33 protein-coding genes are annotated in these 26,978 nt (G+C 37.1%); 25 read left to right on the top strand and 8 right to left on the bottom strand.

What is annotated here, in order from left to right; all coding sequences use genetic code 11:
* Nucleotide 1: 1 nt before the first annotated feature.
* Genes rodA through mfd form a run of 4 tightly spaced genes read right to left on the bottom strand, consistent with a single transcriptional unit; the run spans nucleotide 2 to nucleotide 7,194 of the window.
* Entirely contained in the window at nucleotides 2-1,309 is a 1,308-nt protein-coding gene (gene rodA, locus Rain11_RS07975; RefSeq protein ID WP_101358828.1) for a rod shape-determining protein RodA, read from the bottom strand.
* Nucleotides 1,281-3,248, bottom strand: a complete 1,968-nt coding sequence (locus Rain11_RS07970) for a penicillin-binding transpeptidase domain-containing protein (RefSeq protein WP_101358827.1) — start codon at nucleotides 3,246-3,248, stop codon at nucleotides 1,281-1,283. The genes rodA and Rain11_RS07970 overlap by 29 nt, the downstream gene beginning before the upstream one ends.
* Entirely contained in the window at nucleotides 3,248-3,766 is a 519-nt protein-coding gene (locus tag Rain11_RS07965) for a hypothetical protein (RefSeq protein ID WP_101358826.1), read from the bottom strand. The genes Rain11_RS07970 and Rain11_RS07965 overlap by 1 nt, the downstream gene beginning before the upstream one ends.
* 44 nt (nucleotides 3,767-3,810) lie before the next feature.
* Nucleotides 3,811-7,194 carry a transcription-repair coupling factor gene (gene mfd / locus Rain11_RS07960; protein ID WP_101358825.1) on the bottom strand — a complete coding sequence of 1,128 codons (3,384 nt, stop codon included), beginning with the start codon at nucleotides 7,192-7,194 and terminating at the stop codon, nucleotides 3,811-3,813.
* Nucleotides 7,195-7,308: 114 nt separating this feature from the next.
* On the opposite strand from mfd, the gene Rain11_RS07955 reads away from it, so the two are divergent.
* The 14 genes from Rain11_RS07955 (at nucleotide 7,309) to msrB (ending at nucleotide 14,146) form a co-directional block, all read left to right on the top strand.
* Nucleotides 7,309-7,734, top strand: a complete 426-nt coding sequence (locus Rain11_RS07955) for a TraR/DksA family transcriptional regulator (RefSeq protein WP_101358824.1) — start codon at nucleotides 7,309-7,311, stop codon at nucleotides 7,732-7,734.
* 38 nt (nucleotides 7,735-7,772) lie between these two features.
* Nucleotides 7,773-8,333: an SMC-Scp complex subunit ScpB gene (gene scpB, locus Rain11_RS07950; protein WP_101358823.1), complete on the top strand. Its 561-nt coding sequence runs from the start codon at nucleotides 7,773-7,775 to the stop codon at nucleotides 8,331-8,333.
* Between the two features lie 26 nt (nucleotides 8,334-8,359).
* Nucleotides 8,360-8,569 (top strand): hypothetical protein, encoded by a 210-nt coding sequence (locus Rain11_RS07945; RefSeq protein WP_101358822.1) that lies wholly within the window; start codon nucleotides 8,360-8,362, stop codon nucleotides 8,567-8,569.
* Nucleotides 8,559-8,984 carry a hypothetical protein gene (locus Rain11_RS07940; RefSeq protein WP_101358821.1) on the top strand — a complete coding sequence of 142 codons (426 nt, stop codon included), beginning with the start codon at nucleotides 8,559-8,561 and terminating at the stop codon, nucleotides 8,982-8,984. The genes Rain11_RS07945 and Rain11_RS07940 overlap by 11 nt, the downstream gene beginning before the upstream one ends.
* The gene (locus tag Rain11_RS07935; RefSeq protein ID WP_101358820.1) at nucleotides 8,950-9,258 is read left to right on the top strand and encodes a nucleotidyltransferase family protein; all 309 of its coding nucleotides are present in this window, start codon (nucleotides 8,950-8,952) and stop codon (nucleotides 9,256-9,258) included. The genes Rain11_RS07940 and Rain11_RS07935 overlap by 35 nt, the downstream gene beginning before the upstream one ends.
* On the top strand, nucleotides 9,245-9,583 hold the full coding sequence (locus Rain11_RS07930) for a HepT-like ribonuclease domain-containing protein (RefSeq protein ID WP_101358819.1): 339 nt from the start codon (nucleotides 9,245-9,247) through the stop codon (nucleotides 9,581-9,583). The genes Rain11_RS07935 and Rain11_RS07930 overlap by 14 nt, the downstream gene beginning before the upstream one ends.
* Nucleotides 9,584-9,774: 191 nt before the next feature.
* Nucleotides 9,775-10,860 (top strand): F0F1 ATP synthase subunit A, encoded by a 1,086-nt coding sequence (gene atpB, locus Rain11_RS07925; protein ID WP_101358818.1) that lies wholly within the window; start codon nucleotides 9,775-9,777, stop codon nucleotides 10,858-10,860.
* Nucleotides 10,861-11,277, top strand: a complete 417-nt coding sequence (locus Rain11_RS07920) for a hypothetical protein (protein WP_101358817.1) — start codon at nucleotides 10,861-10,863, stop codon at nucleotides 11,275-11,277.
* Nucleotides 11,274-11,657, top strand: a complete 384-nt coding sequence (locus tag Rain11_RS07915) for a hypothetical protein (RefSeq protein WP_101358816.1) — start codon at nucleotides 11,274-11,276, stop codon at nucleotides 11,655-11,657. Before Rain11_RS07920 ends, Rain11_RS07915 begins: the two co-directional genes overlap by 4 nt.
* A 6-nt stretch (nucleotides 11,658-11,663) precedes the next feature.
* Nucleotides 11,664-12,068 carry a protein-export chaperone SecB gene (locus tag Rain11_RS07910; protein ID WP_101358815.1) on the top strand — a complete coding sequence of 135 codons (405 nt, stop codon included), beginning with the start codon at nucleotides 11,664-11,666 and terminating at the stop codon, nucleotides 12,066-12,068.
* A 30-nt stretch (nucleotides 12,069-12,098) separates the two neighbouring features.
* A complete protein-coding gene (gene atpE / locus Rain11_RS07905) occupies nucleotides 12,099-12,347 on the top strand; it encodes an ATP synthase F0 subunit C (protein WP_038111848.1) in 249 nt (82 codons plus the stop codon).
* Nucleotides 12,348-12,480: 133 nt separating this feature from the next.
* Complete coding sequence (gene atpF, locus Rain11_RS07900) at nucleotides 12,481-12,981, top strand: F0F1 ATP synthase subunit B (RefSeq protein ID WP_101358814.1); 501 nt, start codon at nucleotides 12,481-12,483, stop codon at nucleotides 12,979-12,981.
* Between the two features lie 12 nt (nucleotides 12,982-12,993).
* Nucleotides 12,994-13,545 carry an ATP synthase F1 subunit delta gene (gene atpH / locus Rain11_RS07895; protein WP_101358813.1) on the top strand — a complete coding sequence of 184 codons (552 nt, stop codon included), beginning with the start codon at nucleotides 12,994-12,996 and terminating at the stop codon, nucleotides 13,543-13,545.
* 106 nt (nucleotides 13,546-13,651) lie between these two features.
* Nucleotides 13,652-14,146 carry a peptide-methionine (R)-S-oxide reductase MsrB gene (msrB, locus tag Rain11_RS07890; RefSeq protein ID WP_101358812.1) on the top strand — a complete coding sequence of 165 codons (495 nt, stop codon included), beginning with the start codon at nucleotides 13,652-13,654 and terminating at the stop codon, nucleotides 14,144-14,146.
* Nucleotides 14,147-14,176: 30 nt separating this feature from the next.
* Here the strand turns inward: msrB and Rain11_RS07885 are convergent, their stop codons facing one another.
* Complete coding sequence (locus Rain11_RS07885; protein WP_101358811.1) at nucleotides 14,177-14,548, bottom strand: hypothetical protein; 372 nt, start codon at nucleotides 14,546-14,548, stop codon at nucleotides 14,177-14,179.
* A 96-nt stretch (nucleotides 14,549-14,644) separates the two neighbouring features.
* Here Rain11_RS07885 and ruvC point away from each other — a divergent pair, with 96 nt between their 5' ends.
* The 6 genes from ruvC to Rain11_RS07855 all read left to right on the top strand — a co-directional run bounded on the left by ruvC (nucleotide 14,645) and on the right by Rain11_RS07855 (nucleotide 19,671).
* On the top strand, nucleotides 14,645-15,214 hold the full coding sequence (gene ruvC, locus Rain11_RS07880; protein WP_101358810.1) for a crossover junction endodeoxyribonuclease RuvC: 570 nt from the start codon (nucleotides 14,645-14,647) through the stop codon (nucleotides 15,212-15,214).
* Nucleotides 15,211-16,662 (top strand): UDP-N-acetylmuramoyl-L-alanyl-D-glutamate--2,6-diaminopimelate ligase, encoded by a 1,452-nt coding sequence (locus Rain11_RS07875; RefSeq protein ID WP_101358809.1) that lies wholly within the window; start codon nucleotides 15,211-15,213, stop codon nucleotides 16,660-16,662. The genes ruvC and Rain11_RS07875 overlap by 4 nt, the downstream gene beginning before the upstream one ends.
* A 77-nt stretch (nucleotides 16,663-16,739) precedes the next feature.
* Nucleotides 16,740-17,312: a hypothetical protein gene (locus tag Rain11_RS07870; RefSeq protein WP_101358808.1), complete on the top strand. Its 573-nt coding sequence runs from the start codon at nucleotides 16,740-16,742 to the stop codon at nucleotides 17,310-17,312.
* Nucleotides 17,313-17,324: 12 nt separating this feature from the next.
* Nucleotides 17,325-18,680, top strand: coding sequence for a caspase family protein (locus Rain11_RS07865; RefSeq protein ID WP_101358807.1), 1,356 nt, complete (start codon nucleotides 17,325-17,327; stop codon nucleotides 18,678-18,680).
* A gap of 6 nt (nucleotides 18,681-18,686) precedes the next feature.
* Nucleotides 18,687-19,145: a hypothetical protein gene (locus Rain11_RS07860; RefSeq protein ID WP_101358806.1), complete on the top strand. Its 459-nt coding sequence runs from the start codon at nucleotides 18,687-18,689 to the stop codon at nucleotides 19,143-19,145.
* Nucleotides 19,146-19,152: 7 nt separating this feature from the next.
* Entirely contained in the window at nucleotides 19,153-19,671 is a 519-nt protein-coding gene (locus tag Rain11_RS07855) for a thioredoxin family protein (RefSeq protein ID WP_101358805.1), read from the top strand.
* A 12-nt stretch (nucleotides 19,672-19,683) separates the two neighbouring features.
* Here Rain11_RS07855 and Rain11_RS07850 read toward each other — a convergent pair whose 3' ends face one another.
* On the bottom strand, nucleotides 19,684-20,889 hold the full coding sequence (locus tag Rain11_RS07850) for a hypothetical protein (RefSeq protein WP_101358804.1): 1,206 nt from the start codon (nucleotides 20,887-20,889) through the stop codon (nucleotides 19,684-19,686).
* Between the two features lie 20 nt (nucleotides 20,890-20,909).
* On the bottom strand, nucleotides 20,910-21,779 hold the full coding sequence (locus Rain11_RS07845) for an outer membrane beta-barrel protein (protein WP_101358803.1): 870 nt from the start codon (nucleotides 21,777-21,779) through the stop codon (nucleotides 20,910-20,912).
* Between the two features lie 93 nt (nucleotides 21,780-21,872).
* Between Rain11_RS07845 and Rain11_RS14155 the strand changes: the two genes are divergently transcribed.
* The 4 genes from Rain11_RS14155 (at nucleotide 21,873) to Rain11_RS07830 (ending at nucleotide 24,995) form a co-directional block, all read left to right on the top strand.
* Nucleotides 21,873-22,001 (top strand): hypothetical protein, encoded by a 129-nt coding sequence (locus Rain11_RS14155; protein ID WP_262502169.1) that lies wholly within the window; start codon nucleotides 21,873-21,875, stop codon nucleotides 21,999-22,001.
* 83 nt (nucleotides 22,002-22,084) lie between these two features.
* Nucleotides 22,085-22,369 carry a co-chaperone GroES gene (locus Rain11_RS07840; RefSeq protein WP_101358802.1) on the top strand — a complete coding sequence of 95 codons (285 nt, stop codon included), beginning with the start codon at nucleotides 22,085-22,087 and terminating at the stop codon, nucleotides 22,367-22,369.
* A gap of 54 nt (nucleotides 22,370-22,423) precedes the next feature.
* Nucleotides 22,424-24,052, top strand: a complete 1,629-nt coding sequence (gene groL / locus Rain11_RS07835; protein WP_101358801.1) for a chaperonin GroEL — start codon at nucleotides 22,424-22,426, stop codon at nucleotides 24,050-24,052.
* A 154-nt stretch (nucleotides 24,053-24,206) separates the two neighbouring features.
* Nucleotides 24,207-24,995 carry a Rossmann-like and DUF2520 domain-containing protein gene (locus tag Rain11_RS07830; RefSeq protein WP_101358800.1) on the top strand — a complete coding sequence of 263 codons (789 nt, stop codon included), beginning with the start codon at nucleotides 24,207-24,209 and terminating at the stop codon, nucleotides 24,993-24,995.
* On the opposite strand, the gene Rain11_RS07825 is transcribed toward Rain11_RS07830, so the two are convergent.
* Nucleotides 24,992-25,960: a PhoH family protein gene (locus Rain11_RS07825; protein WP_101358799.1), complete on the bottom strand. Its 969-nt coding sequence runs from the start codon at nucleotides 25,958-25,960 to the stop codon at nucleotides 24,992-24,994. The genes Rain11_RS07830 and Rain11_RS07825 overlap by 4 nt on opposite strands.
* 142 nt (nucleotides 25,961-26,102) lie before the next feature.
* Between Rain11_RS07825 and Rain11_RS07820 the strand changes: the two genes are divergently transcribed.
* Nucleotides 26,103-26,978, top strand: coding sequence for an NAD kinase (locus Rain11_RS07820; RefSeq protein WP_101358798.1), 876 nt, complete (start codon nucleotides 26,103-26,105; stop codon nucleotides 26,976-26,978).

Here is a 26,978-nt window from a genome sequence, read left to right as displayed (position 1 = left end):
GCTAATCTCTTGCGAAAAGCCTATTGCGGTGCATATCCAATTTGAGCAAGATAAAAAGCATTAGCGTAAAACTCCACAAAGAAGAACCTCCATAACTCATAAAAGGCAAGGGTACGCCAATAGTAGGAAAAAGCCCGACGGTCATAGAAAGATTAAAGGTGAAGTGAGCAAAAAAAATAGAAGCTACACAATAGCCATAAATCCGAGCAAAGCGATTTTTCTGCCTTTCGGCAATGATAACAATGCGAAAAAGCAGTATCATAAAAAGCAGTACCACCAAAAAACTCCCCACCCAGCCAAATTCTTCGCCAACGGTACAAAAAATAAAATCGCTATGTTGTTCAGGTACGAAATCATATTTAGTTTGCGTTCCCTCCAAGTACCCTTTTCCCGAAAAACCTCCCGAACCTATGGCAATTTTAGATTGTTGTAAGTTGTAATAAGCTCCTCCTTTTTTATCAACTGCTTCTTCATCAAGCAAAACCATTATACGTTCTTGGTGATACTTTTTAAGTTTGGTAAAAATCTTGGGAACAGAAATTACAAAAGCCATTGCAAAAACCAAACTAGCTATCATCACTATCCAGTCCCAACGCTCCATTTTACGCCTTGTCAGCAATAATATGCCCGCTATGAAAGAAAACAGGAAAAACAATCCAAAAGCTAAATATACAGGCTTGATAAGCAGAGATAGTATAAAAAGCACAGCTACTAACACTTGCAAGCCAATTACCCAAAAAGGCATACCTTCGCGGTATAAAGCAAGTTCTAAAAGTACAAATACCATTAGCGAGCCATAATCGCCTTGTTTGAGAATAAGTAGTGCTGGAATAATACATATGATACCTATGCCCAACCAAATTTTTCTATCGGTCAGTTTTGAGCCTGGTGCTCCCAAAAATCTTGCCAATGCCAAAGAAACGCCTAATTTGGCAAATTCGGTAGGTTGCATACTGATAGGACCAATCTGTATCCAATTTTGTTGCCCTTTGACAACCTTCCCAAAAAGCACTACTGCAATAAGCAAAAAAATAGAAAGAATGTAAAAGATATAGGCAAAATCCTCAAATAAACGATAATCCAGCAGAAACACTAAAATAATCAATCCTACTGCCGCCATTGCAAAAACAAACTGCTTGCCTGCAAAGGTGCTAAAATCCCAAAAAGGTTTGGGGTTTTCTACATTGTAGGAAGCAGAATAAATACTCATTATTCCCCAAATCACTAATACAACATACACAAATACAGAAAGTGTATCCAAATTATTGAAAGGGCTCCTGCTATTGCGGGTTGAGCTGATTATCATCATAAATTTCCTCCTCTTGTTCTTTTTTACGTAGAATAGCCTTGATGCTATCTTGTTTGCGTTTTTCGGCTTTGCGAATGCTATCCAAACGCATCAGTTCCCTACGATTGAAAACTTTTTCGATGACCATTTTTTCAGTAGATTCTATTCTACCAACCTGCCAAGGCTGAATCTTGACACGCGTAGTGTCTTTGAGATATTTCTGCATCATTAATGAGGCAATTGTTGCCGCCCAGATTCCACCAAAACCAGCATTTTCTACATAAACGGCAATAGCAATTTGGGGATTATCGCAAGGGGCAAAGGCAATAAAAGTAGAATGATCTTCGCCGTGAGGGTTCTGTACGGTTCCTGTTTTGGCACAAATATCACCTGCATACAAATTTACGACTTGTGCCATTGGTCCCACGGTGCCTGCCTTAAATGCTCCATTCATTCCTTTAATAATAGGCTCAAAGTATTTTTCATCAATGCCTATACTATGTTTTACTTGGTATTGAGGTAAAGGCTTACCCGATTTACCAATACTTTTAACTAAATGAGGTGTGTAATAATACCCCTTGTTAGCAATAATGCAGGCTAAATTTGCCATTTGTAGCAAGGTTACGCCCATTTCACCTTGCCCAATGCTCAAAGAATAAATATTTGAAAAATTCCAGTTATTTTTATAGATTTTGTTGAAGCGTTCTACTTGTGGGATACTACCCGAACCTTCATCAGCAATATCTACGCCTAATTTTCTCCCAAAGCCAAATTTCAAAACTTGCTCTCGCCATTGTTTGTAGCCTTCTTGCAGGGCTTCAAAACTTTCTCCTTTCTGATGAACAATTCGGCGAAAAGCCTGATAATAAAAGGGATTGCAAGAATACTGAATAGAAGTTTGTGGGGTTGTCCAATAGGGGTGAGGGTGGCATTTTACCAAAGACCAGTTGCAAGGCAATTGTAGCGTATCGTTCAAAACGCCGTTTTGTAAGCCGATAAGAGCTTGAATAGTCTTAAACGTAGAACCGGGCGGATAAGCCGATTGCGTAGCTCTGTTGAATAAAAGTAAATCGGGATTACGACTAATAGAAGCATAATTTTTTTTAAACTCTGCTCCTACAAGCAAATTTGGATTGTATGAAGGTGAAGTAATAAGCGTTAAAATCTCGCCTGTTTTGGGTTCAATGGCTACAATAGCACCTGTTTTGTTTTGCATTAGCATCTCGCCATATTTTTGCAGTTCAATATCTACACTACTAATCAAATTTTCGCCTGCAATGGCGGGTTTATCTAATTTTCCGTCTTGATAGCTTCCTACTACTTGGTTAAAGCGGTTTTTGAGCTGATATTTTATTCCTTTTTCTCCTCTCAAATAATACTCATAGCTTGCTTCAATGCCACTTTTGCCAATATAATCGCCAGGTCGGTAATATTGTGTGCTATCTTTTTTAAGTTCTTCGGGACTAATTTCTGCAATATAACCCAAAGCATTGGCCATAGCTTCGCTGGTATAGACCCTTACGGTACGGCGAGAAACATAAAAACCAGGGAAGTCGCTTAATTTTTCTTGAACCTTTGCAAAATCTACTTTGGAAAGTTGAGAAAAAAATACACCTTCGGGGGCAACAGCACGAATAGCTTTGATTTTTTCAATAAACTCTTGTTTGCTAATGCCAAAAAGCTTGCAAAATGCCATCGTATCGGGCAAACGAGCCTCACGAGGGATAACCATCAAATCATACACAGGTTCGTTATAGACAATGAGTTTGCCATTGCGGTCAAAAATTAAGCCTCTATCAGGATAAACCGTTTGCTTCTGAATAGCATTTGCTTCGGCAGACTCCTGATACTTATCTTCTAAAACCTGCATAATAAAAAGCCTGATAAGCAAAATAAGCCCTACAAAGCCAAAAATGGCATAAAAAACAAATCTCTTTTCTGAACCTCTTTCCCCTTCCATTACCGTTTGCTTGAAAAGAATAAATACTGCACCAAAATCACAGAAATTAAAGTAAAAATAGTGCTAAAAAAGGTTTTCTGCAAGGTAAGCCATAAAAGTTTGCTCGTCCAAGCCTCCAAAGAAAATACAATAAAATGATGAAAAAGTATAAGCATTCCTGCATAGAGCGTAAAATTTATGAAATCTACTTCACGAATAGAAATTTCACGAATTTCTTCTACATCTACGCGAGTGCGTGCCGCAAGCAAACCTATCAAGTAAGGACGCACAAAAGCTAAAAACACACAAGCCGAAGCGTGTATGCCCGGAGAGTATTCAAACCAATCTATGAGTAAGCCCATTGCAAATGCTACTAACAAAGACTGACTTTTGGTAATAGACGGATTGAGCGTAAGCAAATAGCCCACATACACATAATTGAAAGCCACGCCTCCTAAATACATTTTGCGTGCCACAAATACGTGAAACAAAAAATAACCTATAAAGGCTACAATGGAATTGATGAGATTTTTATTCATTGATTTTTACAAAGAGGTTTGCAAACTTACACAAAAAAGCCTTTTCAGCAAAGATTTTTGAGCAGTTCTATGGCTTGTTGTATGGTGCTTATATTTTCGGCAATGAGTAGTTGTTTATGGTTTATTTCTTTGAGGCGAAAAGATTTAGGATTTTTTTGCAAATATTCAAGCACTTTACCAAACCTATCCGACTGATAATATTCTTGCTTTTCTGCCGAAGGAAATTGCCCTTTCAATGTGTTTGATTTCAGCGAAAGTTTTTCAAAACCAATTTTTTCGGCAAGCCAACGCAAACGCACACTTTGCATCAGGTCTTCTACTTCCACAGGAATTTTGCCAAAGCGGTCTTGTAATTTTTCGGCAAATTTTTGCAACTCGTTTTCATCTTTTACATTATCTAGTTCGTTGTAAAGAGAAAGTCTTTCGGTAATACTTTGTACATAATCATCAGGGATACGTAGCGAAAGGTCTGTTTCTATTACGCAATCGGTGAGCAGTTCTTTGGTGGAAATTTCTTTGAAAAAAAGCTCTTTGAATTCACTTTCTTTGAGTTCTTGGATAGCTTCGTCCAAAATTTTATGATAAGCCTCAAAACCTAAATCATTGATAAAGCCGCTTTGTTCTGCTCCTAAAAGATTACCTGCCCCTCTGATATCTAAATCTCGCATAGCTACCTTGAAGCCATCACCCAATTCTGAAAACTCCTCTAATGTTTTGAGGCGTTTTTGGGCATCTTTGGTAAGCGAAAGCATCGAAGGAATAACAAGGTAGCAAAAGGCTTTTTTATTGGAGCGTCCTACACGTCCTCGCATTTGGTGTAAATCTGAAAGCCCGAAAGTGTGAGCATTGTTGATGATGATAGTGTTAGCATTAGGAATATCCAAACCCGATTCAATGATATTCGTAGAAAGCAAAATATCATAATCTCCCTCAATAAAGCGAAGCATTGTTTTTTCCAAAAGAGAGCCTTCCATTTGTCCGTGAGCAATGCCTATGCGGGCATCAGGAACAAGTTTTAGAATTAAGTTACCGATACTTTCAATATCTTGCACCCGATTATGTACAAAAAATACTTGCCCGCCTCTACGTAACTCGGTATGAATGGCATCACGAATTAAATATTCCTTAAATACAACAACTTGCGTACTCACAGGCTGACGATTGGGCGGAGGTGTGTTGATAACCGATAAATCCCTTGCCCCCATCAATGAAAAATGTAAAGTTCGGGGAATAGGCGTTGCCGTAAGGGTGAGCGTATCAATATTGAAGCGTTTTTCACGTAGTTTTTCTTTGTCTTTTACGCCAAATTTTTGCTCTTCATCAATGATAAAAAGCCCTAAATCTTTGAATTTTACATCATCATTAAGAATGCGATGCGTACCTATGAGAATATCTATTTTGCCCTCGGCTACTTCTTGCAAAATTTCCTTAATTTCTTTCTGACTTCTAAACCGATTGATGTATTCTACACGACAGGGAAATTTGAGCAAACGCTCCGAAAAAGTGCGAAAATGTTGCATTGCTAAAATAGTAGTAGGCACTAAAACCGCTACTTGCTTGCCATTACACACTGCCTTGAAGGCGGCACGAATAGCTATTTCTGTTTTCCCAAAACCCACATCTCCACAAACGAGCCTATCCATTGGGTTGGGGGTTTCCATATCTGCTTTTACTTCGGCAGTGGCTCGGGCTTGGTCGGGAGTATCTTCGTAAATAAACGAGCTTTCTAGTTCTGCCTGCAAGAAATCGTCTTTACCAAAAGCAAAACCCTGTGAAATTTTGCGTTTGGCATACAAACTGATAAGTTCTTTGGCTATATCTTTAACTTTCTTTTTGACTTTGGCTTTTTTATTTTCCCATTCGGGGCTACCGAGTTTGCTCAAAGTCGGTTCTTTGCCTTCCGAAGCCGTGTAACGTGAAATTTTATGCAAAGAATGCACATTTACATACAAAATATCATTGTCCCGATACACTATCCGAACAGCCTCCTGAATATTACCATTTACTTCTTGCTTGACAAGCCCTGCAAAACGCCCCACACCATAATTGATATGTACCACGTAATCACCGGGTTTGAGTGTTTGTAGCTCTCTTAAAGTCAGGGATTTAGATTTAGAAAAATGGGTTTTTAGCTTGTAGCGGTAAAATCGTTCAAAAATTTGGTGGTCGGTGAAGCAAACTATGCGGTTGTTTTCATCTATAAAGCCTTCTCGCAAAGCAACAGGTAAGTTTTGAAACTTCAAATTAGGCTTGATTTCCTCAAAAATACTTCGCAAGCGTTCCGTTTGCTTGATACTATCCGAAGCAATGATACTCGTAAAACCCTTGAACTGATACTTTTCAAGCGTATCGGCAAGGAGTTGAAAATCTTTGTTGAAAGAAGGCTGACTTTGCGTTTTGTATTCAAAACTTTGAGCATTTGGAAAGTAAAAATTCCTACCAAACTCTACACAAGCGAAGTTTTGCAATTTTTCTAAAAAGCTATTTCTGGTTTCAAAAAGAACTTCGGGGCTGGCAATCACTTGGGTTTGGTGCGTACTATTCAGAATAAACTCAAAATTGGCTTGCACTTTTTGAAAGCACTTTTCAATTACTTCTAGGCAAAGCACTGTATTTTTAAGCCATATGATTGTATTTTCGGAAGGGATAAATTCCAAAAAGCTTTCACGAGTAGTATGCAAAAGTTTGGTTTGCGTATCGGGAACAATGACACACTGCTCACAATTTTGCTCGGAAAGTTGTGTTTCGGGGTTAAAAAAGCGAATGCTTTCAATCGTATCTCCTGAAAGTTCTATACGATAAGGCAATTCACTTGCAAAAGAAAAAACATCTACAATACCCCCACGAATAGCAAATTGCCCTGCTTCATAAACAAAATCAGTTCTTTCAAAATTGTATTCAACTAAAATTTCGGTTAAAAAATCTAAATCCAGTTTATCCCCTACCTTTGCTGAAAAGGTATGTTCCAAGAGAGTTTTCCGATTGACCACCTTTTCGGAAAGAGCTTCGGGGTAGGTAACAACAAGGATACCTTTGGAAACCGAATTGTTTTTAGGCTGTAAAGGTGAATTTTCTTTGATTTGTTGCGAAAAAGCATTAAGTACCTCCGAACGCTCTAACACATTGGCGTTTTCTATTTCCTCGTAGTGATAAGGTTTTTTGTAAGAGGTGGGAAAGAAAAGAATATCATTTTGGGAGGCGATTAAATTTTGAAGGTCTGTGATGAAATAAGAGGCTTCCTCTCTATCTTGCAGAATAAACAAATGATTTTTTTTAGGTAAAGCTAATGCACATACTGATGCTATTACTGCATCTATGCTTCCTTGCAAATTTCTAATCTGCAAGCGTTTATGATTTTGTAAATGATGTATAAAAGTCTGAAAAAGAGGCTCGTTCTGATAGAGTTGTAGAAAATCGGAGGTTTTCATTGATAAAAATTTTACAAATATAACTACAAAACAAGCGAAAAAACAATTCGGTTTTATTGTTCCGTTGTAAGAAAATTTCTAATTTTGCACCAAAATTTTTAAGCCTCCTTTCTTATGAGCAAGAGCAAAACTACTAAAAACAACAACGGAAAAACTACCGAAGTAGTAGAAAAGACCCGCTATACCGAAGAGGAACTCAGAGAGTTTGAAGAATTGATATTAAAGAAATTAGAGCAAGCCAAACAAGAATTAGCAGAGCTAAAAGAATCGCTTACTCGCAAAAATGACCCAGGTACTGATGCCACTGCGGGCAATTCCAAACTTATGGAAGATGGTTCGGATACTTTGGAAAAAGAGAATCTGACACAACTGGCGGCTCGTCAGCAGAAATTTATTCAGCAGTTGGAAATGGCACTTATTCGTATCAAGAATGGTACATACGGCATCTGCGTAGATACAGGGAAACTTATTCCTCGTGAGAGACTTCTGATTGTGCCACATACACAACACTCTATTGAAGCCAAAATGGCAAAAAAATAATACTTACTTTTTAGAAAAGCCCAAATATTGAAGCTAAGGTGGATTTTCTGCAAAACCATATTGAGGCACTTATTTTTGTATCCGCAGAACCTATTTCTGCCAAAGAGATACAAAACTGCCTTGTAGAGATGTTTGAAGCAGATATTCCCGAAGAGAATATCTTGGAAGCCATAGAAAAATTGCAACGAAAGTACGAAGAGGATATTTACGCTTTTCAGATTTATCAAATGGGTGGTGGGTATCAGTTTCTTACCAAGCCTGCCTATCAATCAAGCATCAGCATATTATTAAAGCAAAAATCTAAAAAACGTCTTTCAAACGCTGCATTAGAAACGCTTGCTATTGTAGCTTACAAACAGCCCATTACTAAAACTGAAATTGAGCAAATCAGGGGAGTAAATAGTGATTATGCTATCCAAAAACTTTTAGAAAAAGAACTTTTGGTTATCAAAGGAAAATCTGACGCTCTGGGAAGACCTCTATTATATGGCACAAGCGATAAATTTATGGATTATTTCGGTATCAACAGCCTTAAAGACCTACCCCAACCGAAAGATATAAACCCTGATGAAAACATTATTGGTGAAGTTTCAGAATAGTTTTACTTTAACTTGCAAATACTTGTATGCCTCGCAAGAAAAAAAATGATACAGAAAAAGAAACCTCTAAACCTCGTGTGCATAAAGAATTGGAAGGTTTTGATATTCGTATCAATGCTTTTGGAGAAATTGTTTCTACATTGGATATTGAAAAAATCAACGAGTTTTTAGATAAACACGTTGATGATAAGAAACTTCGCCATTTGAAGTCTAAATCTAAAAAAAGTGAAAAATAAAAAATTTGGGGTTTATCATTTACTCATCTTTACACTAATTTTGGCATCATTTTTGGCTATTGATGAATTTTTGCTATTCAATAAAATTTTACACGAATATAAATGGTACTTGCTTTTATTTTTTGCCCTTCAATCGTTACTCACAACCTACATTGTATCACAGGGTTTGAATAGAGATGTCAGAGTTTTTCAAGGTTTTTTCTTTGGCTCTATGCTTTTGCGAATGTTTTTGAGTATTGGAGTTGTTTTTTATGTTGTTTATCAGGGAGTTATTTATCCACTTTGGTTTGTGGTAACTTTTTTCGTTTTATATTTTTGCTTTGTAAGTTTTGAGATTTATGGTTTATTAGTTAAATTACGCTTAAAAAATACCGCCGAAGATGGAAATAATCAACATTCATACGAAAACACTTGAAAGGCTCTGTCAGAAGTATAGTGTTAAGCGAATGTATGTTTTTGGTTCAGTTACAACACCTTTATTTACACAAGAGAGTGATTTGGATTTTTTGATAGATTTTGATGATAAATTAGATTTTGCTACTTATGCAAACAATTTCTTTCTATTACAAGAAGAATTATCCAATCTTTTTCATAGAAAAATTGATTTAATCACAGAGAAATCGCTTCGAAACCCCTACCTCATTGAGAGTATCAATGCTTCAAAAAAAATGATTTATGGAAGCGAATGAGATTTTGATAAAAAAATATCTCTTGGATATTGAAAACTCTATTCTTTCTGTACAAGAATTTACACAAAACCTGACTTGGAACGACTATCAAGCTAGTAAATTAGTAAGAAGAGCCGTAGAACGTGAAATTGCAATTATAGGCGAAGCTGTGAATAAACTTTCTAAAATTGTTCCTAATCTACCTTTTTCATCAGCCAAACAAATTATTGCTACACGAAATTACGTTGTGCATAGCTACAATAATGTTGATGATGTGATTATTTGGGGGATAGTTCAAAATCATTTAGCTACTTTATTAGAAGAGGTTAGAAGTTTTTTTCAATAATATTTTTGCTTTGTAAGTTTTGAGATTTATGGTTTATTGTATAACTTGCGAGCCAAATCAGATAACACTACCTAAAAATTCAACTATTTTTTAGAATAAGTGGCTTAAAATGCTTATGATGAATTGTTTTGTGGGTTTAACGGAAGTATTTTAGCGTAGTGTGTTTGAAAAAGTCTAATAAATTTAATTTTATGAACAAGTTGACTAATTTTTGGGTAACTTTCTTGCTCGTCCTTCCTTTTTTTACTTTTGCCCAGCACGAAGAGAAGGAGTTTAACGCAGGTGATTTGATTCTGCATCACATTGCGGATTCTCACGAGTGGCATTTTGCTACAATTGGCGAAACACACGTTACAATTCCATTACCTGTCATTCTTTATACCGATAAAGGATTAGATATTTTTATGTCTTCGGAGTTTCATCACGCCGAAAAAAGAGAAATAACCAACGAAAAAGGTGAAAAAGAGCATCAACTTGTCTTAAAACGCCCTAATGGTAATACATATATTATGAGCCACGACCATATTTCGTTTGAAGGTGGAGGGACACTTTATGACTTTTCAATCACAAAAAATGTTGCATCTTTACTTTTGAGTGCAGTTCTATTGATAGTCGTATTTTTTAGTGTGGCTAAAAGCTATAAAAACAATGCTGGTAAAGCCCCCAAAGGTTTGCAATCATTCTTTGAACCTATTGTTGTATTTATTCGTGATGATATTGCCAAACCCAATATTGGCGAAAAATACGAACGCTTTATGCCTTATTTGCTTACGGTGTTCTTTTTTATATGGTTCAATAATTTGCTTGGGCTAATGCCCGGTGGAGCAAATGTTACGGGAAATATTGCTGTAACAATGACTCTGGCTTTGCTTACGCTTGTTATTACGTTGTTTAGTTCTAATAAATATTATTGGCAACATATTCTCAACACGCCGGGTGTGCCTTGGTGGCTAAAATTTCTTGTGCCTATAATGCCTATCGTTGAAATTATAGGAATTTTTACAAAGCCCTTTTCACTAATGGTGCGTTTGTTTGCCAATATTACCGCAGGTCATATCATTATTTTGAGCTTGCTTTCACTCATATTTTTATTCAAAAGTTATGCAGTAGCTCCCGTGAGTGTTGCTTTTGCGGTAGTAATGAATATGCTTGAGCTATTTGTAGCAATTTTGCAGGCTTATGTATTTACTTTGCTTTCGGCAATGTATTTTGGCGGAGCAGTAGAGGAGCATCATCACGAGCATCACGACGAAAAACACGAAGTTCATCACGCATAAATGAGCACTTTCAAAAGTAAATACGAAGAGAATCTCAAATCAGGAACTTTACTTATTCAAAAAGAGTTTTACAATGCCAGTGTACATTGTTTCTATTATGCCTGCATACAATTGATGCTTCATATATTGTATTATGTTGAAAAGATAGATAAAAATGAGTTGAACAAAAATCAGAAGGAAACTTCTAACGAGATAGCATCAGGCTTTCACGGCTGGATTATCAATAAATTTGCTACTTTGTTGATACCCAAAAATACTCAAGCTGCAATGGAATTTTATCAGTGGATAGGGGAACTAAAAAATATAAGAGTAAAAGCAGATTATAAAGAATTTAAGGTGGAAACTAAAATAGCAGGACAAGTAAAAGAAAGGGCATTTTACATTATAGAAACTCTAAAAAACAACTTTGATGTATGAGTTCTCAAAATTTTGTTATAGGTTATTTGCTTCGAATGGGTATAGAATATCCTTTCTTGCAAATTCAATATGAATTTGACGAATTAGATAAGAGTCACCTAATTTCACTGAAACAAGTTAGCGGCGAAGAAAACCTTATGCAACTAAAAATAGAGCTAGTTCGTGTTTTTGTAGAGAAATTCCCCTGTGAAAATATTATTTTTGTTGATAAACGTAGCCTTATACAAATAGAAAATCCGAATTTCGTGTTTCAGCCTTTACAAAAATTATCTGAAGAAAGTTTGAATTTAAATGCAAGTCAGGCTAGCTATAACTACGACATACACTCTTTACAATCTCAAACCATTGAAACAAATATTTTAAGTTTTTTTGCCGCATAGTTTAGAATGGAAACAGGTTTTGAAATAGTAAATATTCTGCTTTTAGAGAGTAATTTTAGGAGAGAACCCTTGGTAAGTTTTGAAAACTTGGTTAAAAACCTCTCTTTTAATATGGGTTATTCGCAAAAGAGTAATTTATTGAATGTGGTAATTGAGACTTCTTGGGAAGAGAAAAATAAAAATACTCAACTAGTAGAAATAGAGGCAAAAATAAAAATGGTTGGAGTTTTTAGATACAATGATAAAACAAGTGTAAAAGTAGAGGAGTTTGCCAAAGTCAATGCCCCCGCTATAATTTTCCCATTTATCAGGGAGCAATTGGCAAATCTATCTCTCAAAGCGGGTATTCCCTTAATTTTGCTACAACCCATAAATTTTGTAAGACTTTCAAATGAAAGTGAAAATAAATAGTTTCAATTTTAACCCTAAATTTCAATTTCTATGTTACAACTTTTAGTTCTTTTGGCAGAAATCGCTGGTATCGGTGCTGGTTTGGCAGCTGGCTTGGCTGTATTGGGTGCTGGTTTGGGTATCGGACGCATCGGTGGGCAAGCTATGGACGCTATTGCTCGTCAGCCCGAGGCAAGCGGTAAAATCCAAGGTGCTATGATTGTAGCCGCCGCTTTGATTGAAGGTGCGGCTCTTTTTGGGGTAGTAGTAGGTCTTTTGATGGCTTTGAAAGTTGCCTAATTACTACATCAAGCACAAAATTCGGCTTTACTTCTGCCACAAGCGGTGGGCTTGGGCAGAAGTTGCCTAAAAATCTACCTTCTGCTTACTTTCTAAAATAATATCTAACAACAGATTTCTAAAATTCAAAAATATGCTACTCAACCTCATTACTCCTGAACTTGGTCTGATTGTTTGGCAGTTGATTGTTTTTCTTGTACTGCTTTTTGTATTAGGAAAATTTGCTTGGAAACCTATAATGAATGCTCTAAAAGAGCGTGAAAAGTCTATTGAAGAAGCGTTGGCTTCTGCTGAAAAGGCAAAAGCAGAAATGGCTAAAATTTCTGCCGATAACGAAAAACTGCTCCAACAAGCTCGTGCCGAAAAAGATGAAATCCTCAAAAAAGCTCAACAAACTGCTCGTGAGCTTGTTGATGAAGCCAAAGAAAATGCTAAAAAAGAAGCAGATAAAATTATTAACGAAGCTCGTAATCTTATTGAAAGTGAAAGAAAAGCCTTTATGGCTGAAATGAAAAAAGAAGTTGCTAAACTTTCTTTGCAAGTAGCCGAACGTATTTTGCGTAAAGAACTTGCCAACGATGAAGGACAAAAAAAACTTGCTGAAAAACTAATCAACGAAATTTCTGCTAACTAATAAGAGTGTTGTATGATAAGTAGTATGACCGAAAGACGCGTAGCAATTCGCTATGCGAAGGCAATTTTAGAACTTGCCGAAGAAAAAGGAGTATTGGAGCAGGTTTATAAGGATATGGGATTTTTTGTAAAAACGCTCGACGAAAATCCCGTTCTGAGAGCAGTTACACGAAATCCTATTATTTATAGCTATCGTAAGCTAACTATTCTAAAAAAACTTTTTGCAGATAAACTTCATAAAGTTACTCTTGACTTTTTTGAAATTATCACACGTAAAAACCGAGAGGAAGTTTTATACCAAGCCGCCAAAGAATTTGAAAACCTTTATGAAGAGCGTAAAGGTATTTTAAGAGTTACGCTCACTTCGGCAGTGCCTCTAACAGATGCTATTCGCCAAAAGGCTATTCAAATTGTAGAAAAAGAAACTGGTAAAAAAGTAAAGTTAGAAGAAAAAATCAATCCTGCTCTGATTGGTGGTTTTACGATAACTTTTGCTAATGATAAACAAATAGATGCCTCTGTCAGAACAAAACTGAAATTATTAGAAAAAGAATTCTTGTACTAAACCCAAACTCGCTTTTTGAGCGAGTTTTTTTGTTGAAAATCCTTTGCAATCTCTTGGCTATTGCGAAAACCATTTGGCGATTTGTTTCGTTTGTATAAGAAAAAGTATGAAACGAAACATCATCATTTTAGGAACATTATTTTCGCTACTGATAGCGTTTCAGTCTTGCGGACAAAAACAATCAAACCAAACTGCTAAAAAAATGGACAAGAACTTTGAAATCAAAAAAAATGAGGAAGAATGGCAACATTGCCTCAATCCCGAGCAGTACAAGGTTTTGCGTATGAAAGGTACTGAAAGAGCTTTTACAGGCAAATTCTACAAGCACAACGAAAAAGGAATTTACACCTGTGCGGGCTGTGGAAATGAACTATTCAAATCAGAAACCAAATTTGATTCGGGTACGGGCTGGCCAAGTTATTTTGATGTAATTCCTAATGCAGTAGTGCTGGAAAAAGATTACTCCTACGGAATGATACGCACCGAAGTACTTTGTGCTAAATGTGGAGGACATTTGGGACACGTCTTTGATGATGGCCCCAAACCCACAGGCTTGCGGTATTGCATTAATTCTATTTCATTAGATTTCAAAAAGCAGTAGAAAAGTATAGGGGCAATTTAGGAATTGCCCTTATTCGTATCGGTTTCGGTAAATTTCACTTACATAATTCAATGCTCCAAATTGCAAAATAAGAGCAATTCCCTCGTTTGTGCCTTTTCCACACTGCAAACCTTCGGAAACGTAATACACAAAACGCTTGGCATTGCGTTTTTGTAGGTCTTGCCTATCGGGTTTGCCTAAAATCTCTGTTACCTTTTCTTGGGAAAGCCCTAAAAGTTTTTCTTTTTGTTTTTCCAGAGAGATAAGCATCTGCAAACGAGTGTTTTTACAACCTTTACTATCGCTTTGCCACAGGTTTTTATCAAAATTCGCTAACTTAACTTCTGTTTTTTGGCAGGCACTCAGCAACATAACCCCCAAAATCCAAAGAAACATACGCATAGCTTATTACTTTTTAGGCAAATATACAAAAAAACAGGAAAATTAGCGATTTTTTGAAAATCTGCGTAGTTTTCTTTAACTTTGGCAAAAACTTTTATGAAAAAAACACCTTTACCCGAAACTGAGAAGATTATTTTAGGCATAGACCCTGGCACCCGAATTATGGGCTATGGTGTGCTGAAAATTTTGGGTAAAAAAATAGAGGTTTTGCAATATGGTGTAATTCAATTGGAAAAATATGATAGTCAGGCTCTTAAACTCAAAAAAATTTACGAAAGAGTAACGCAACTTGTAGAAGAGTTTTTGCCTGATGAAGTCGCCTTAGAAGCCCCTTTCTACGGAAAAAATGTACAATCTATGCTTAAATTGGGCAGAGCCCAAGGTGTTGCAATGACAGCGGCTCTAATGCGAGAAATTCCTATTACCGAATATGCCCCCTTGAAAGTCAAACAAGCAGTAACAGGTAAAGGGCGAGCTACTAAACAGGAACTTGCTCTTATGCTGGAAAAAATTTTGAAAATTCAATTTGCTGATGATACCCTTTTAGATGCCTCTGACGCTTTGGGAGTGGCTTTGTGTCATCACTATCAAAACGGAGTAAAAACTACCAAACATAAAGGCTGGTCTGATTTTGTTAAAGAAAATGCTCACCTCATAAAGAAATGAACCTACAAAAACTTATTTCACAAATTCCGCTTATTGCCATTTATGGCAACGAAAATACCGAAATAAATACCATTCAATTTGATTCTCGGCAAGTCAGAGAAGGTGATGTATTTGTGGCTACGCAAGGAACGCAAGTAGATGGGCATACTTTTATTGAAAAAGCCATTGAAGCAGGGGCAAAAGCCATTGTTTGCGAAAAACTGCCTGAAAATTTACTTGCACATATCACTTACCTACATACGCCCGATAGTGCTGAGGCTTTGGGGATTATGGCAAGTAATTTTTACGATAATCCTTCACGAAAATTGCGTTTGGTAGGCGTAACAGGCACTAATGGCAAAACTACTAACGTAACGCTTTTGTACAAATTGTTCAGAGGTTTGGGCTATCGTGTTGGTATGCTCTCTACGGTAGAAAATCTCATCAATGATAAAGTTTTACCTGCCACACACACCACCCCCGATGCCTTACAACTGAATGCTTTGCTTGCTCAAATGGTACAAGAAAGCTCTCAATTTGCCTTTATGGAAGCTAGTTCTCACGCCATTGTGCAAAGACGCATAGCGGGTTTGCACTACACGGGAGCGGTTTTTACGAATATTTCCCACGATCATTTAGATTTTCACAAAACCTTTGAGAACTACATAAAAGCCAAAAAGAAACTCTTTGACGATCTGCCCGCTTCTGCCTTTGCCTTAAGTAATTTTGACGATAAAAGAGGAAGCATTATGCTTCAAAATACCCAAGCACGCAAATATAGCTTCGCTCTCAAATATCCTGCGGATTTCAAGGCGAAAATTTTAGATAATACCTTGCAAGGCTTACTAATGGATTTTGAAGGTACGCAAGTGTGGTGTAGGCTTATAGGCGAATTTAACGCCTATAATCTTTTGAGTGTCTATGCTACGGCTATTCTTTTAGGTGAGGAAAAAGAACGAATTTTACCTGTACTTTCTGAACTTTATGCCGCCAAAGGCAGATTTGAGCAAATTACGGATAAGTTCGGTAGGGTAGGGATTGTAGATTACGCTCACACGCCTGATGCGTTGGAGAATGTACTCAAAACTATTCAAGATTTGCGAAAGCCTCATCAAAAGGTAATTACCATTGTGGGGGCTGGGGGCAATCGTGATGCTACCAAACGCCCTGCGATGGCTCAAATTGCTTGCAAATATTCTGATAGTGTTGTGCTTACTTCTGATAATCCACGTTTTGAAGACCCTATCGCTATTCTTGCCGATATGCAAAAAGGAGTGCCTATTACGCAACGAAAAAAAGTATTAGTGATTGAAAATCGTAAAGAGGCAATTACGAAGGCTTGTGAAATGGCTCAAAATGAAGATATTATCTTGCTCGCAGGCAAAGGACACGAAACTTATCAAGAAATTCAGGGAGTAAAATACGAATTTGACGATAAAAAAATTCTAACGGAAATGATGAATAGCTGAAAAAGTTTGAATAGAAAGCTGTTACAAAATTTTTTGGCACAGATTTGGTATCTTTCTGAACCAAAACTCTTGGCATTATGAGCGAACTTGATGAACTCAAAACACTTTGGGAAGAGTACAATTTCAATCGTTTAGAACCCATTGATTTTGATACTTTTCAGGAACTTGTATGGTTTTATCCTATTTTAGCGGTGCTTTCGGCGGATAATAACATTGATGGAGCAGAAAGAAACTTTTACTTAGAACAACTTGAAAAAAAAGCACACCAAGAAGAACATTTGCAAATCAGCGTGCTTAAAAGAGAAGCCAAATACATTGCCGAAAACATACGTTTGCTTGAAAATCTTTTTATCAGTGCCTTGAAAATTTTGGTAAAATCCAAAGGTTGGCAAAATGCCCTTATGGATAATATGCTTAATGCCGCCAAAGTAAGCTATGAACCTTGGCAAACTAAAACTTTGTATGGAAATTCAGAAAATCATTTGAAATTTTCAAAAAAAGTGTTAGATTTGGTTTTAGAAGATGTGTTAGATAAAAAAGAACGTGTTTCGGAAGAAGAACTTGCCGTCATTGTAAATATTTTGCAAAAAACAGAGGCTCTTAATGAACGCAACCAAATGATTTTGGAGGTTTTTGAAAACTCACCCTAAAATGCAGAACTTATGAAAAAACAACTCCTTCGGCGAATTGGACTGCTATTTTTTCTGTTCGCTTTTGCTAATGCCAAAGGGCAATCGCTGTATGAAATCGTCTTTGAGGCTTCCGATATTACCTACAAGGCTTTTTTGGTGTATTTCAACGAGCAAGATGCCTATATGCGTATAGGATATACCTATAAGGGTAAGTACAACGTGGTTGATGTCAAGTATCAATCTGTAACAGGACAAGAAGATGGTTATAATTATTTGGTAATGGTTGGTAGCAATCCTCGCTTTATTACCAATCAAGAAAAAGGGCAATCCTACAACCCAGACCATTTTATTTGGGTATGGAATGACCAAAACCCCAATCAACTCCCCTACGTTACTGATGACCCTAATTTTGATGCTTCTCATCTGATTCAATGCAAATCTTACATAGAAATAGACCCCAAAACTATGACAGATAGCTACTTGCGTCAATTTTTCCGTACTGATGAGCCCGAATATCAAGCCTTGCGTAAAATGAGAGATGCATCAGCAGGGGCAATAAACTACAATACCAGTGATAATAATAGCAATAGTGGTAGTAGTAGCAACAATAATAATAACAATACAGGGAGCGGAAAATCTAAGATGCACTTACTGCTTGTTATCAATACAGATATTGGCGATATTGGGCAAAGTTGTGCCGTAGACCAAAAAGCTATGGAGGTAGAATTTAGAGAAATTGCCAAAGCGGTGGGTATGCCTTTTGAAAAATACATTATTAACGGAGAAAAATTTACTCGCGATAATGTAGAAAGGACTATTAAAAGTATGCAGGTTGGTAATAATGATGTGGTAATTTTCTATTACAGCGGACACGGCTTTCGTTGGTCTAACCAAACTGATAAGTATCCACAATTAGATATGCGTTATTCGGAATACACTCCTCTTACCGAAAAAACTTCCTTACCTCTCTCGGCTGCTGCCAAGGCTATTACTGATAAAGGAGGCAGACTCAATATTATTTTGAGCGATTGTTGCAATTCAGATATTGGCAGAAATCAAATGACTTCTACTACTTTTATGGCAAGCCGCAGCTTTCAGGGGGCGGAGATTCAAAAACTAAAAAAGCTGTTTATAGATTCTCGTGGAAGCATTATGATTACTGGTAGCTCTCCTGGTGAATATTCGTGGTGCAACATCAATGGAGGCTTTTTTACGCTGAGTTTTATTCAGGCTCTCAAAGAAGAGATTGGCTATATGCGTACAGGAGCACCTTCGTGGGAGCATATTGCTGAAAATGCAGTAAGAAGCACCCAATACAAAGCTAAAAATTGCAATGGTTGTAAGCCTCAAAATCCTGTTTCTGCGGTTCGTGTTTCTCAAAGGTAAAATTGTATGAAAGTATTTTGGTTTATTTTTCTAATGAGTTTGGGTATGCTTCCTGATAAAGAAAAACACCCGATTTTTCACAAACACAAAGATATTATTGAGGAAGCTACCGAAGTGGCTTTGTATGAAGTGAAAGCTACGCCCATAGCCTCCAAAGATCAAGAAAAAGATAAAGTGTATTTAGGCGATTACGAGATGCTTAAAAAAGTAGAAATTTCTGCTGAAAATGCCGAAAATCTGAAAAAGGCGGTCTTAGATACTAACAATTACATCAGCGAAAAGAAAACTTGTCCGATGCAGGCTAAGTATGCTTTGAAATTTTCAAAAAAGAGGCATTACATTACGCTGATTATTTCAGAGAATACTTGCGAAAAGATGATTATCTTTTCATCAGAAAAAGACATCAACAAGCATTATCACGATTTCAAAACGCCAAATTCTCTTTATCCTTTGATAGAAAAATGAAAAATTTATGAGAAAACTTTTTTTGTTGTTATTTCTCGTATCAATGAGTTTTTTCAGTGTTGCCCAAAATGTGCCTTCGGCTGAAAAAATCTTGAAAGAAGCAACAACTACCGCTCAAAAACAAAAGAAAAAAATTTTTATCATTTTTGAAGCGTCTTGGTGCGGCTGGTGCAAAAAAATGCAAAAAGCTCTTGCCGATGAGAGTTGTAAAGATTTTTTTCAAAGTAACTTTGTAATGGTTTCTATGGTAGTAAATGAGTTTGGGGAGAGGAAAAGTCTGGAAAATCAGGGTGCAGAAGCGTATTTAGAAAAATGGGGTGGTAAAAATCAGGGTATTCCTTATTGGGTTATTTTAGATAGCAAGGGCAATTTGCTTGAAGACTCTAGAATGAGCAATGGAGAAAATATAGGCTGTCCTGCTCAGCCCGAGGAAGTAGAAGCATTTGTAGAAAAACTGAAACGGACTACTAAAATCACGGAAAAAGAACTTGCCAAGGTTAAGGAAAGATTTTTGGCTAATCGCTAAATGTTTAGCTTTTTATTTTACCCATTTTTCAACTTCTTGTGGCGAAAGTTTGAACAGACAAATTCTGCCGAAGCGTCCTGCTACAAAGGTTTTTCCCACGATGGCTATGCCGCCGTCAGCTGTAAGGGTAAGGCTCCCTATTTGGAAAGTATTTGAGGAGCCAAAGTATTGCGTGCGTATTAGGTTACCAGTGGCTTCGTCATAAATAAAAAGAACAATCTGACCATTTTTGGTATCTGTAAGGTATAAAAGCACATTTTTTTGGGCAATAGTTGCTCTCCGAATCACAACACGAGCAAACTTGGATATTTCGGGCAAAACATTTCCCCTGAAACTTGTATTGGTGTAAATACTACTGGCGGCTACTTCGGCTCTTGGGATAAACACTGTTTCGCCATCGGCATTGTAGCGAGCCATAGCAAAGGTATTGCCACTAATTTGTATCATAGCACTGATAGCAGAATCGTAGCTATTTCCATTAATGATGCCTTTGGGTTCACTTCCTGCGGAGGCTAAATCATCACTCATTACGGCAATATTGGAAAGGCGGAAAGCAGTGAAAAACAAATCGTTTCCCCCTCTACTGCCCATAAGCATAGGCAAAGGTGTGCGTACTCTACGCAAATGTCTATCTATACGTTCTTCAATGAAGGTATTATCTTGGTTGTAGTATTGCTTGCTTCGCAAAATAGTGCCATTAGGCGAGCCAATAGAAACTATCGTATTTTGAGAATTTTGGGGGTAAGATACAAAACCATAGTTGCCGTCAGGCAAAGTGTTGGCTACTAAACCACGTATGAGGTTATACTTGGCAAGCTCTTGGGGGCTTTGGGTAGCTGAAAGCCTTACGGGCTTCAAACTATCGCTTTGGGCGGAACAAAAAAACTCAAAATTACCATCAGTAGTGGGCAAAAGCTCAGAAATGGGAGTAACATAGTTTTCTCTTGCCAAATATTCCCATTCAAATTTGCCATCAGGTTGTACTTTCATTAGATACACCGCAGGGAAAGGGGAGAAGCCATTGTTTGTATATTCGCCTAAAATCAGATAGCCACCGTCGGCAGTTTGTTTAATATCTAATGGGGTAAAATTTTGATCAAAATTGTTATTTTCGTAAATTTTTACAAAAACCTCCTCTGGCTTAATTTCCTTGTTTTTAGAAATGTCGCAAGCTCCAAAAACAAAAGTAGCAAGTATTATGATAAAAAATTTTTTCATACGTTTCAATATTTTGTTTGTTAGGGTCTTACTCTTCTGAAAGAGGAAATTTGCAAAAATTTCATAGGGAAAACGCAATAAAATTCTATTTGTATATTTTGCAAGGTCATATCATCAAGAGCATCTAAAACACCTATCATTCGTTGGTCAGAATAGCGATTGAGACGATTAGTAACATTATTCAAACCCTGTTTGTAATTGAGTTCTGCACCTAAACGCACATTACCGAGTTCGGTACTTAAACCTCCGCCTAAGTACCAAATCCATTGTGAGGTAATAAATAAATTTTTGGCACCAATTACAGGCGATTCGTTTTGTATAGGATTATTTGCCCCCGAAGCTCTATCAAAGCTCTCTATTTCAATGTATTTATCTGCCTTGATGAGCATACCATAGCCCAATCCACCTTGAACATAGGGCTTAAATGCTTGACGAAGAACGTCAAAACGTATCATCAAGGGCAATTCTAAATAATTGAGCCGAATACGATGATGATAACGCAAGTTGAGAGAATTATTATCTTGCCCTTGCCACTGATAAGCAACCTCGTAACCTACATTCATATTGTTATAGGTAGGTTGGAAACTGACGGAGAGGTTTGTCAGGAAATTAAAATCTACTCTGGCACCAGTTTGCACTCCCAACTTCCGAAAACCATCATATTCTTTATTTACACTATTGCCGTTGGTAAATTCTAAAATATCGTAGCGTTTTAGGGGTAAGGCTTTGCCTAAATTTACGCCTGCGTGAATGCCAATCCACCATTGAGAGTCATCAAAACTGCCGAGATAGTCTTTTTTAGCGGGCTTGTATGTTCGTCTTTGAGCAATACTTTCTACTGAAATGGCACAAAAGAAAATTCCCAAAAAAATATGCAAAAGTGTTCGCATACGAATAAGTCTTTATTTGTATTACGTTAGGAAAATGCAATTTGTTTCGGTTGTAAAAAAAATATTTTGTAATCTGACAAAAAGACTGAAAAAATGTCAGTTTTTCTGACATATCATTTTGGCAAATTCAAATATGTTTGTACGGATAATAAGCTAAAAATCTTTGAAAATAACGATTTTGTAGAATTTTGGAGTTTTTACTTTGCGTCTATTTGTCCGTAAAAATTACATTGGCATATAAAATGCTATGCTATGGTTGCAACCTTTCAAAAAGCATTTCCTTAAACCTAAAATTCATAATTGATATGGGAAAAAATAAATTGAAAATTACTCCGCTTGCCGACAGAGTTCTGGTAGAACCTGCCGAGGCTGAAACTAAAACTGCTTCTGGTATCATTATTCCTGACAATGCCAAAGAAAAACCCCAAAGAGGCGTAGTAGTTGCCGTAGGCAAAGGCAAAAAAGACGAGCCTATGACCGTAAAAGAAGGTGATACTGTGCTTTATGGCAAATATGCAGGTACCGAAATCACTATTGATGGCAAGGAGTACCTTATTATGCGTGAATCTGATATTTTCGCAATTCTCTAATTTTTTACACTTTAATTTTTTCTCATTTTTTAACCCCAAAAAACGCAAACAACTATGGCTAAAAAAATAGTTTTTGATTCTGATGCAAGAGAAAAACTAAAAAAAGGTATTGATGCCCTTGCAAATGCTGTAAAAGTAACACTTGGTCCTAAGGGCAGAAATGTTATTTTAGACAAAAAATATGGCTCTCCTGCTATTACCAAAGATGGCGTAACAGTTGCCAAAGATATTGAACTTAAAGATGCTATTGAAAATATGGGAGCTCAACTTTTGAAAGAAGTTGCTTCCAAAACTGCTGATATGGCAGGAGACGGTACTACCACTGCTACTGTGCTTGCTCAGGCTATTTTTACAGCAGGTCTGAAAAACGTTACTGCAGGTGCAAACCCTATGGATTTGAAGCGTGGTATTGATAAAGCAGTAACAGCAGTAGTAGAGCACCTCAAAAAACAATCCAAAGAGGTAAAAGGCGAGAAAGAAATTGCACAAGTAGCCACTATTTCTGCTAATAACGATGAAGAAATTGGTAATCTCATTGCCGAAGCAATGAAAAAAGTGGGCAAAGATGGGGTTATCACTATTGAAGAGGCGAAAGGTACTGCTAACGAACTGAAAACCGTAGAAGGTATGCAGTTCGATAGAGGTTATCTTTCTCCTTATTTTGTAACCAACACCGAAAAAATGCAGGCAGAATTAGATAAGCCTTACTTGCTTATCACAGAAAAGAAAATTTCTTCAATGAAAGAAATTTTGCCTGTATTGGAGCAGGTAGCTCAATCTGGCAGACCTTTGCTCATTATTGCCGAAGACGTAGAAGGCGATGCTTTGGCTACTCTTGTAGTGAACCGCTTGCGTGGTACGCTCAAGGTATGTGCTGTAAAAGCTCCGGGCTTTGGCGATAGAAGAAAAGCTATGCTTCAAGATATTGCTATCCTCACTGGTGGTGAAGTAATTTCAGAAGAAAGAGGCTTTACTTTAGAAAGTGCTGGTATGTATCTTGGAGAAGCCGCTCGTGTGATTGTAGATAAAGACAACACTACTATCGTAGATGGCAAAGGCAAAAAGGATGCCGTAAAAGCTCGTATCAATGAAATAAAAGCTCAAATTGAAACCACTACTTCCGACTACGACAGAGAGAAACTTCAAGAGCGTCTAGCTAAACTTTCTGGTGGCGTAGCTATCTTGTACGTGGGTGCCGCTACCGAAGTAGCTATGAAAGAGAAAAAAGATAGAATGGACGATGCTCTTCACGCTACTCGTGCCGCTATTGCCGAAGGTATCGTTCCCGGTGGTGGTGTGGCTTTGGTAAGAGCTTTGGAAGCCCTTGATGCAGTAAAAGTAGATAATGAAGACCAAAGAACAGGGGTAAATATTATCCGTCAGGCTTTGGAAGCTCCTCTCAGAACTATCGTAGCCAATGCGGGTCTTGAAAGCTCTGTAATTTTGAACAAAGTAAAAGAGGGCAAAAAAGACTTTGGTTTCAATGCTCGTACCAACGAGTTTGAACATATGTTTGAAGCAGGTATCATAGACCCAACCAAAGTTACCCGTCTTGCTCTTGAAAACGCCGCTTCTATTGCTGGCTTACTACTTACTACTGAGTGTGTAGTAGCTGATGAGCCAGAAGAAAATAAAGCTCCAGCAATGCCCGGCGGTATGGGCGGAATGGACGGAATGATGTAAGCCCTACTTCAATCCAGTTATATCCCACAAAAGACTTTCCTGAATAAGGAAAGTCTTTAAATTTTTATCAAAATTGAGTAAGCCAAAGTAGTTTGTTCTTATCTTTTGTATTTTTGTGATAGTGAATTGAGATTTTTTTGAAATTATCAAGTTTGTGGAAGCTAAATCTTTAAAAATAGCCCTTATTGGCACAGGAAATGTAGCTTGGCATATAGCCAATGCTTTTACACAAACCGCTCATCAAATTGTAGAAGTATATGGAAGGAACATTCAGAATACAAATGAATTTGCGGGCAATCTGAATGCTCTTGTTAAGGATAGTCTTAACTTCAAGGAAAGCCAAGCGGAAATTATTTTGCTTGCAGTTTCGGATAATGCTCTGCCCGAGATTATCGCACAAATGCAACTTAATAGCAATCAAATTGTTGCTCATACTTCGGGAAGCACACCCATCACTATTTTTGATGCTTTACCCTGTAAGGCAAATTTTGGAGTTTTCTACCCATTACAAACTTTTTCTAAAACAAAGCAAGTGAATATTCAAGAAGTACCTTTTTGTATAGAGGGTAATTCTACTGAAACTGCCACTTGTTTGAAATCATTAGCAGAAGCAATTAGCAGAAAAGTTTTTTTGATTAGTTCAGAAGAAAGGCTCAAATTACATTTGGCGGCGGTATTTGCTAATAATTTTGTCAATCATCTGTTAGGTATTTCACAGGAAATTCTGCAAAAAGAAAATTTATCATTTGAGTTACTCAGACCGCTTATTCAAGAAACCTTTGCCAAAGCAATGGAAGCAGAAAATATTTATGCCATACAAACAGGACCCGCTCGCCGTAACGACCAAATCATTATTCAAAAGCATCTCCAACTATTGCAAAACGAAGCGTACAAGCAGAAAATTTACGAAATCATTTCAGAAAGCATTAGGCAAAAATCTTAATTTTCTCTGCTGTTTTCAGCTTTATCGTATGCTTGAATAATTGCCTTCACAAGGCGGTGGCGAACCACATCACGAGCATCAAGTTCTACAACTGCAATGCCTTCAATATCTTTGAGTATTCGTAGGGCATCGGTAAGTCCTGAACGTTGTTTGCTGGGCAAATCTATTTGCGATTGGTCGCCTGTAACAATGGCTTTGGAGTTAGCCCCCATACGCGTCAGGAACATTTTCATTTGCATAGGGGTAGTGTTTTGTGCTTCATCAAGCAAGATAAAGGCATCACTAAGGGTTCGCCCACGCATATATGCAAGCGGTGCAATTTCAATGATACGATTTTCAAGATAAAATTTAAGTTTTTCGGCTTGTATCATATCGTCCAAAGCATCATAAATGGGACGCAAGTAGGGGTCTACTTTTTCTTTCAAATCGCCGGGCAGAAAGCCTAAATTTTCGCCTGCTTCTACCGCAGGACGCGTGATGATGATTTTTTTGACTTGTTTATTTTTGAGAGCCTGTACCGCCAAAGCTACTGCAATATAAGTTTTCCCCGTACCTGCGGGTCCTAAGGCAAAAACCAAATCGTTTTCCATAGAGGCTTTCACCATTAGGGCTTGGTTTTGCGTACGAGGCTTTATGCCGAAGCCTTTTGTTCCGTACAAAATTACTTCTTCACGAATTTTTTCAAGGCTACTGCTTTCCTTTTGTTCTTTATCGTTCTGAACAATAAGTTCTTCAATATTTTGTGGTGTGATTTTACCAAACTTATGATAGTGCGTCAGAAGAGCATTGATAATAGCGTTGATTTTCAGAATTTCAGGGGTTTGACCTTGTATGCGAATTTCATTGCCACGTGAAAGAATTTTGCTTGTTGGGAAAGCCGCCGCTATTTGTTTGATATGGCTATTTTCTGCTCCCAAGAAATCTACCAAAGGTATGTTTTCCAGTGTGATAATTTTTTCTATCAAAGATTATTGATTTTTAGGTGAAACCATTAAAACTTTAAGTTTCTTTCAAACTTTAATTCTTTTAAGAAATATTCAAATTTGGTGCTAAAATAAAGAATTTTTTGCTTATTTGCTTACAAATTTCTGTATAAAAATTACAATAATGCACATAGCTATTCACGGAAAAGTTTTTCAGAAAGAAATTCGTAAGTATATTCAAGACCTATTCACTTGCCTGAAAAAACACAATATTGAGGCTTGTGTTTCTGCAAGTTTTTACAAGGTTTTGAAAAAATCTCTGATAAAACACATTCCTGAAAATATTTATGAAAAGCCGAATGAACTGAAAAATTGTCAATTTTTTTTGAGTTTGGGTGGTGATGGAACGCTTTTGGAGACGGTTACTCACGTAGGAGCATTAGAAATCCCGATTGTGGGTATCAATACAGGCAGATTAGGTTTTTTGGCTACTCATTCGCCCTCACAAATTAAAAATCTTTTGAAAAATCTTACAGAAGGTTTTTACAGCATTGAAGAAAGAACACTTCTGCATTTGGAAAGCAATAAAGATATTTTTGAAGGTTACCCTTTCGCCCTCAATGATTTCACTATCACCAAACGCGATACTGCCTCAATGATTACTGTACATACTTACATAGACGGCGAATATCTAAACTCTTATTGGGCTGACGGCTTGATTATAGCTACGCCTACGGGTTCTACGGGGTATTCTTTGAGTTGTGGTGGTCCTTTGATTTTACCACGTTCCAACAATTTTGTTATTACGCCTGTCAGTCCGCATAATCTCACGGTACGCCCTATGGTAATTTCTGATGAAAGTGTAATTTCTTTTGAAATAGAAGGTAGAAGTAAAAATTTTCTCGTTTCTCTTGATTCACGCTCGCGTGTGATAGATGCTTCGGTTCAACTCGCTATTAGTAAAGAAAAATTCAAGGCAAAAATTGTAAAAGCCAACGACACCAATTTTTTAGATACCTTGCGAAGCAAACTGAATTGGGGTTGGGACGCAAGAAATTAG

Origin of the sequence: Raineya orbicola, assembly GCF_002843425.1 — a bacterium.
Taxonomy (GTDB): Bacteria; Bacteroidota; Bacteroidia; order Cytophagales; family Thermonemataceae; genus Raineya; species Raineya orbicola.
Note: the sequence above shows the minus strand (reverse complement) of the source record. Positions and strands in the feature narration are given on the sequence as shown.

What these genes read in the sequence shown, in the direction of transcription:
- rodA (WP_101358828.1), bottom strand. Translation starts at nt 1,309, where the DNA reads ATGATGATAATCAGCTCAACCCGCAATAGCAGGAGCCCTTTCAATAAT.
- Rain11_RS07970 (WP_101358827.1), bottom strand. Translation starts at nt 3,248, where the DNA reads ATGGAAGGGGAAAGAGGTTCAGAAAAGAGATTTGTTTTTTATGCCATT.
- Rain11_RS07965 (WP_101358826.1), bottom strand. Translation starts at nt 3,766, where the DNA reads ATGAATAAAAATCTCATCAATTCCATTGTAGCCTTTATAGGTTATTTT.
- mfd (WP_101358825.1), bottom strand. Translation starts at nt 7,194, where the DNA reads ATGAAAACCTCCGATTTTCTACAACTCTATCAGAACGAGCCTCTTTTT.
- Rain11_RS07955 (WP_101358824.1), top strand. Translation starts at nt 7,309, where the DNA reads ATGAGCAAGAGCAAAACTACTAAAAACAACAACGGAAAAACTACCGAA.
- Rain11_RS07945 (WP_101358822.1), top strand. Translation starts at nt 8,360, where the DNA reads ATGCCTCGCAAGAAAAAAAATGATACAGAAAAAGAAACCTCTAAACCT.
- Rain11_RS07935 (WP_101358820.1), top strand. Translation starts at nt 8,950, where the DNA reads ATGGAAATAATCAACATTCATACGAAAACACTTGAAAGGCTCTGTCAG.
- Rain11_RS07930 (WP_101358819.1), top strand. Translation starts at nt 9,245, where the DNA reads ATGGAAGCGAATGAGATTTTGATAAAAAAATATCTCTTGGATATTGAA.
- atpB (WP_101358818.1), top strand. Translation starts at nt 9,775, where the DNA reads ATGAACAAGTTGACTAATTTTTGGGTAACTTTCTTGCTCGTCCTTCCT.
- Rain11_RS07920 (WP_101358817.1), top strand. Translation starts at nt 10,861, where the DNA reads ATGAGCACTTTCAAAAGTAAATACGAAGAGAATCTCAAATCAGGAACT.
- Rain11_RS07915 (WP_101358816.1), top strand. Translation starts at nt 11,274, where the DNA reads ATGAGTTCTCAAAATTTTGTTATAGGTTATTTGCTTCGAATGGGTATA.
- Rain11_RS07910 (WP_101358815.1), top strand. Translation starts at nt 11,664, where the DNA reads ATGGAAACAGGTTTTGAAATAGTAAATATTCTGCTTTTAGAGAGTAAT.
- atpE (WP_038111848.1), top strand. Translation starts at nt 12,099, where the DNA reads ATGTTACAACTTTTAGTTCTTTTGGCAGAAATCGCTGGTATCGGTGCT.
- atpF (WP_101358814.1), top strand. Translation starts at nt 12,481, where the DNA reads ATGCTACTCAACCTCATTACTCCTGAACTTGGTCTGATTGTTTGGCAG.
- atpH (WP_101358813.1), top strand. Translation starts at nt 12,994, where the DNA reads ATGATAAGTAGTATGACCGAAAGACGCGTAGCAATTCGCTATGCGAAG.
- msrB (WP_101358812.1), top strand. Translation starts at nt 13,652, where the DNA reads ATGAAACGAAACATCATCATTTTAGGAACATTATTTTCGCTACTGATA.
- Rain11_RS07885 (WP_101358811.1), bottom strand. Translation starts at nt 14,548, where the DNA reads ATGCGTATGTTTCTTTGGATTTTGGGGGTTATGTTGCTGAGTGCCTGC.
- ruvC (WP_101358810.1), top strand. Translation starts at nt 14,645, where the DNA reads ATGAAAAAAACACCTTTACCCGAAACTGAGAAGATTATTTTAGGCATA.
- Rain11_RS07875 (WP_101358809.1), top strand. Translation starts at nt 15,211, where the DNA reads ATGAACCTACAAAAACTTATTTCACAAATTCCGCTTATTGCCATTTAT.
- Rain11_RS07870 (WP_101358808.1), top strand. Translation starts at nt 16,740, where the DNA reads ATGAGCGAACTTGATGAACTCAAAACACTTTGGGAAGAGTACAATTTC.
- Rain11_RS07865 (WP_101358807.1), top strand. Translation starts at nt 17,325, where the DNA reads ATGAAAAAACAACTCCTTCGGCGAATTGGACTGCTATTTTTTCTGTTC.
- Rain11_RS07860 (WP_101358806.1), top strand. Translation starts at nt 18,687, where the DNA reads ATGAAAGTATTTTGGTTTATTTTTCTAATGAGTTTGGGTATGCTTCCT.
- Rain11_RS07855 (WP_101358805.1), top strand. Translation starts at nt 19,153, where the DNA reads ATGAGAAAACTTTTTTTGTTGTTATTTCTCGTATCAATGAGTTTTTTC.
- Rain11_RS07850 (WP_101358804.1), bottom strand. Translation starts at nt 20,889, where the DNA reads ATGAAAAAATTTTTTATCATAATACTTGCTACTTTTGTTTTTGGAGCT.
- Rain11_RS07845 (WP_101358803.1), bottom strand. Translation starts at nt 21,779, where the DNA reads ATGCGAACACTTTTGCATATTTTTTTGGGAATTTTCTTTTGTGCCATT.
- Rain11_RS14155 (WP_262502169.1), top strand. Translation starts at nt 21,873, where the DNA reads ATGTCAGTTTTTCTGACATATCATTTTGGCAAATTCAAATATGTTTGT.
- Rain11_RS07840 (WP_101358802.1), top strand. Translation starts at nt 22,085, where the DNA reads ATGGGAAAAAATAAATTGAAAATTACTCCGCTTGCCGACAGAGTTCTG.
- groL (WP_101358801.1), top strand. Translation starts at nt 22,424, where the DNA reads ATGGCTAAAAAAATAGTTTTTGATTCTGATGCAAGAGAAAAACTAAAA.
- Rain11_RS07820 (WP_101358798.1), top strand. Translation starts at nt 26,103, where the DNA reads ATGCACATAGCTATTCACGGAAAAGTTTTTCAGAAAGAAATTCGTAAG.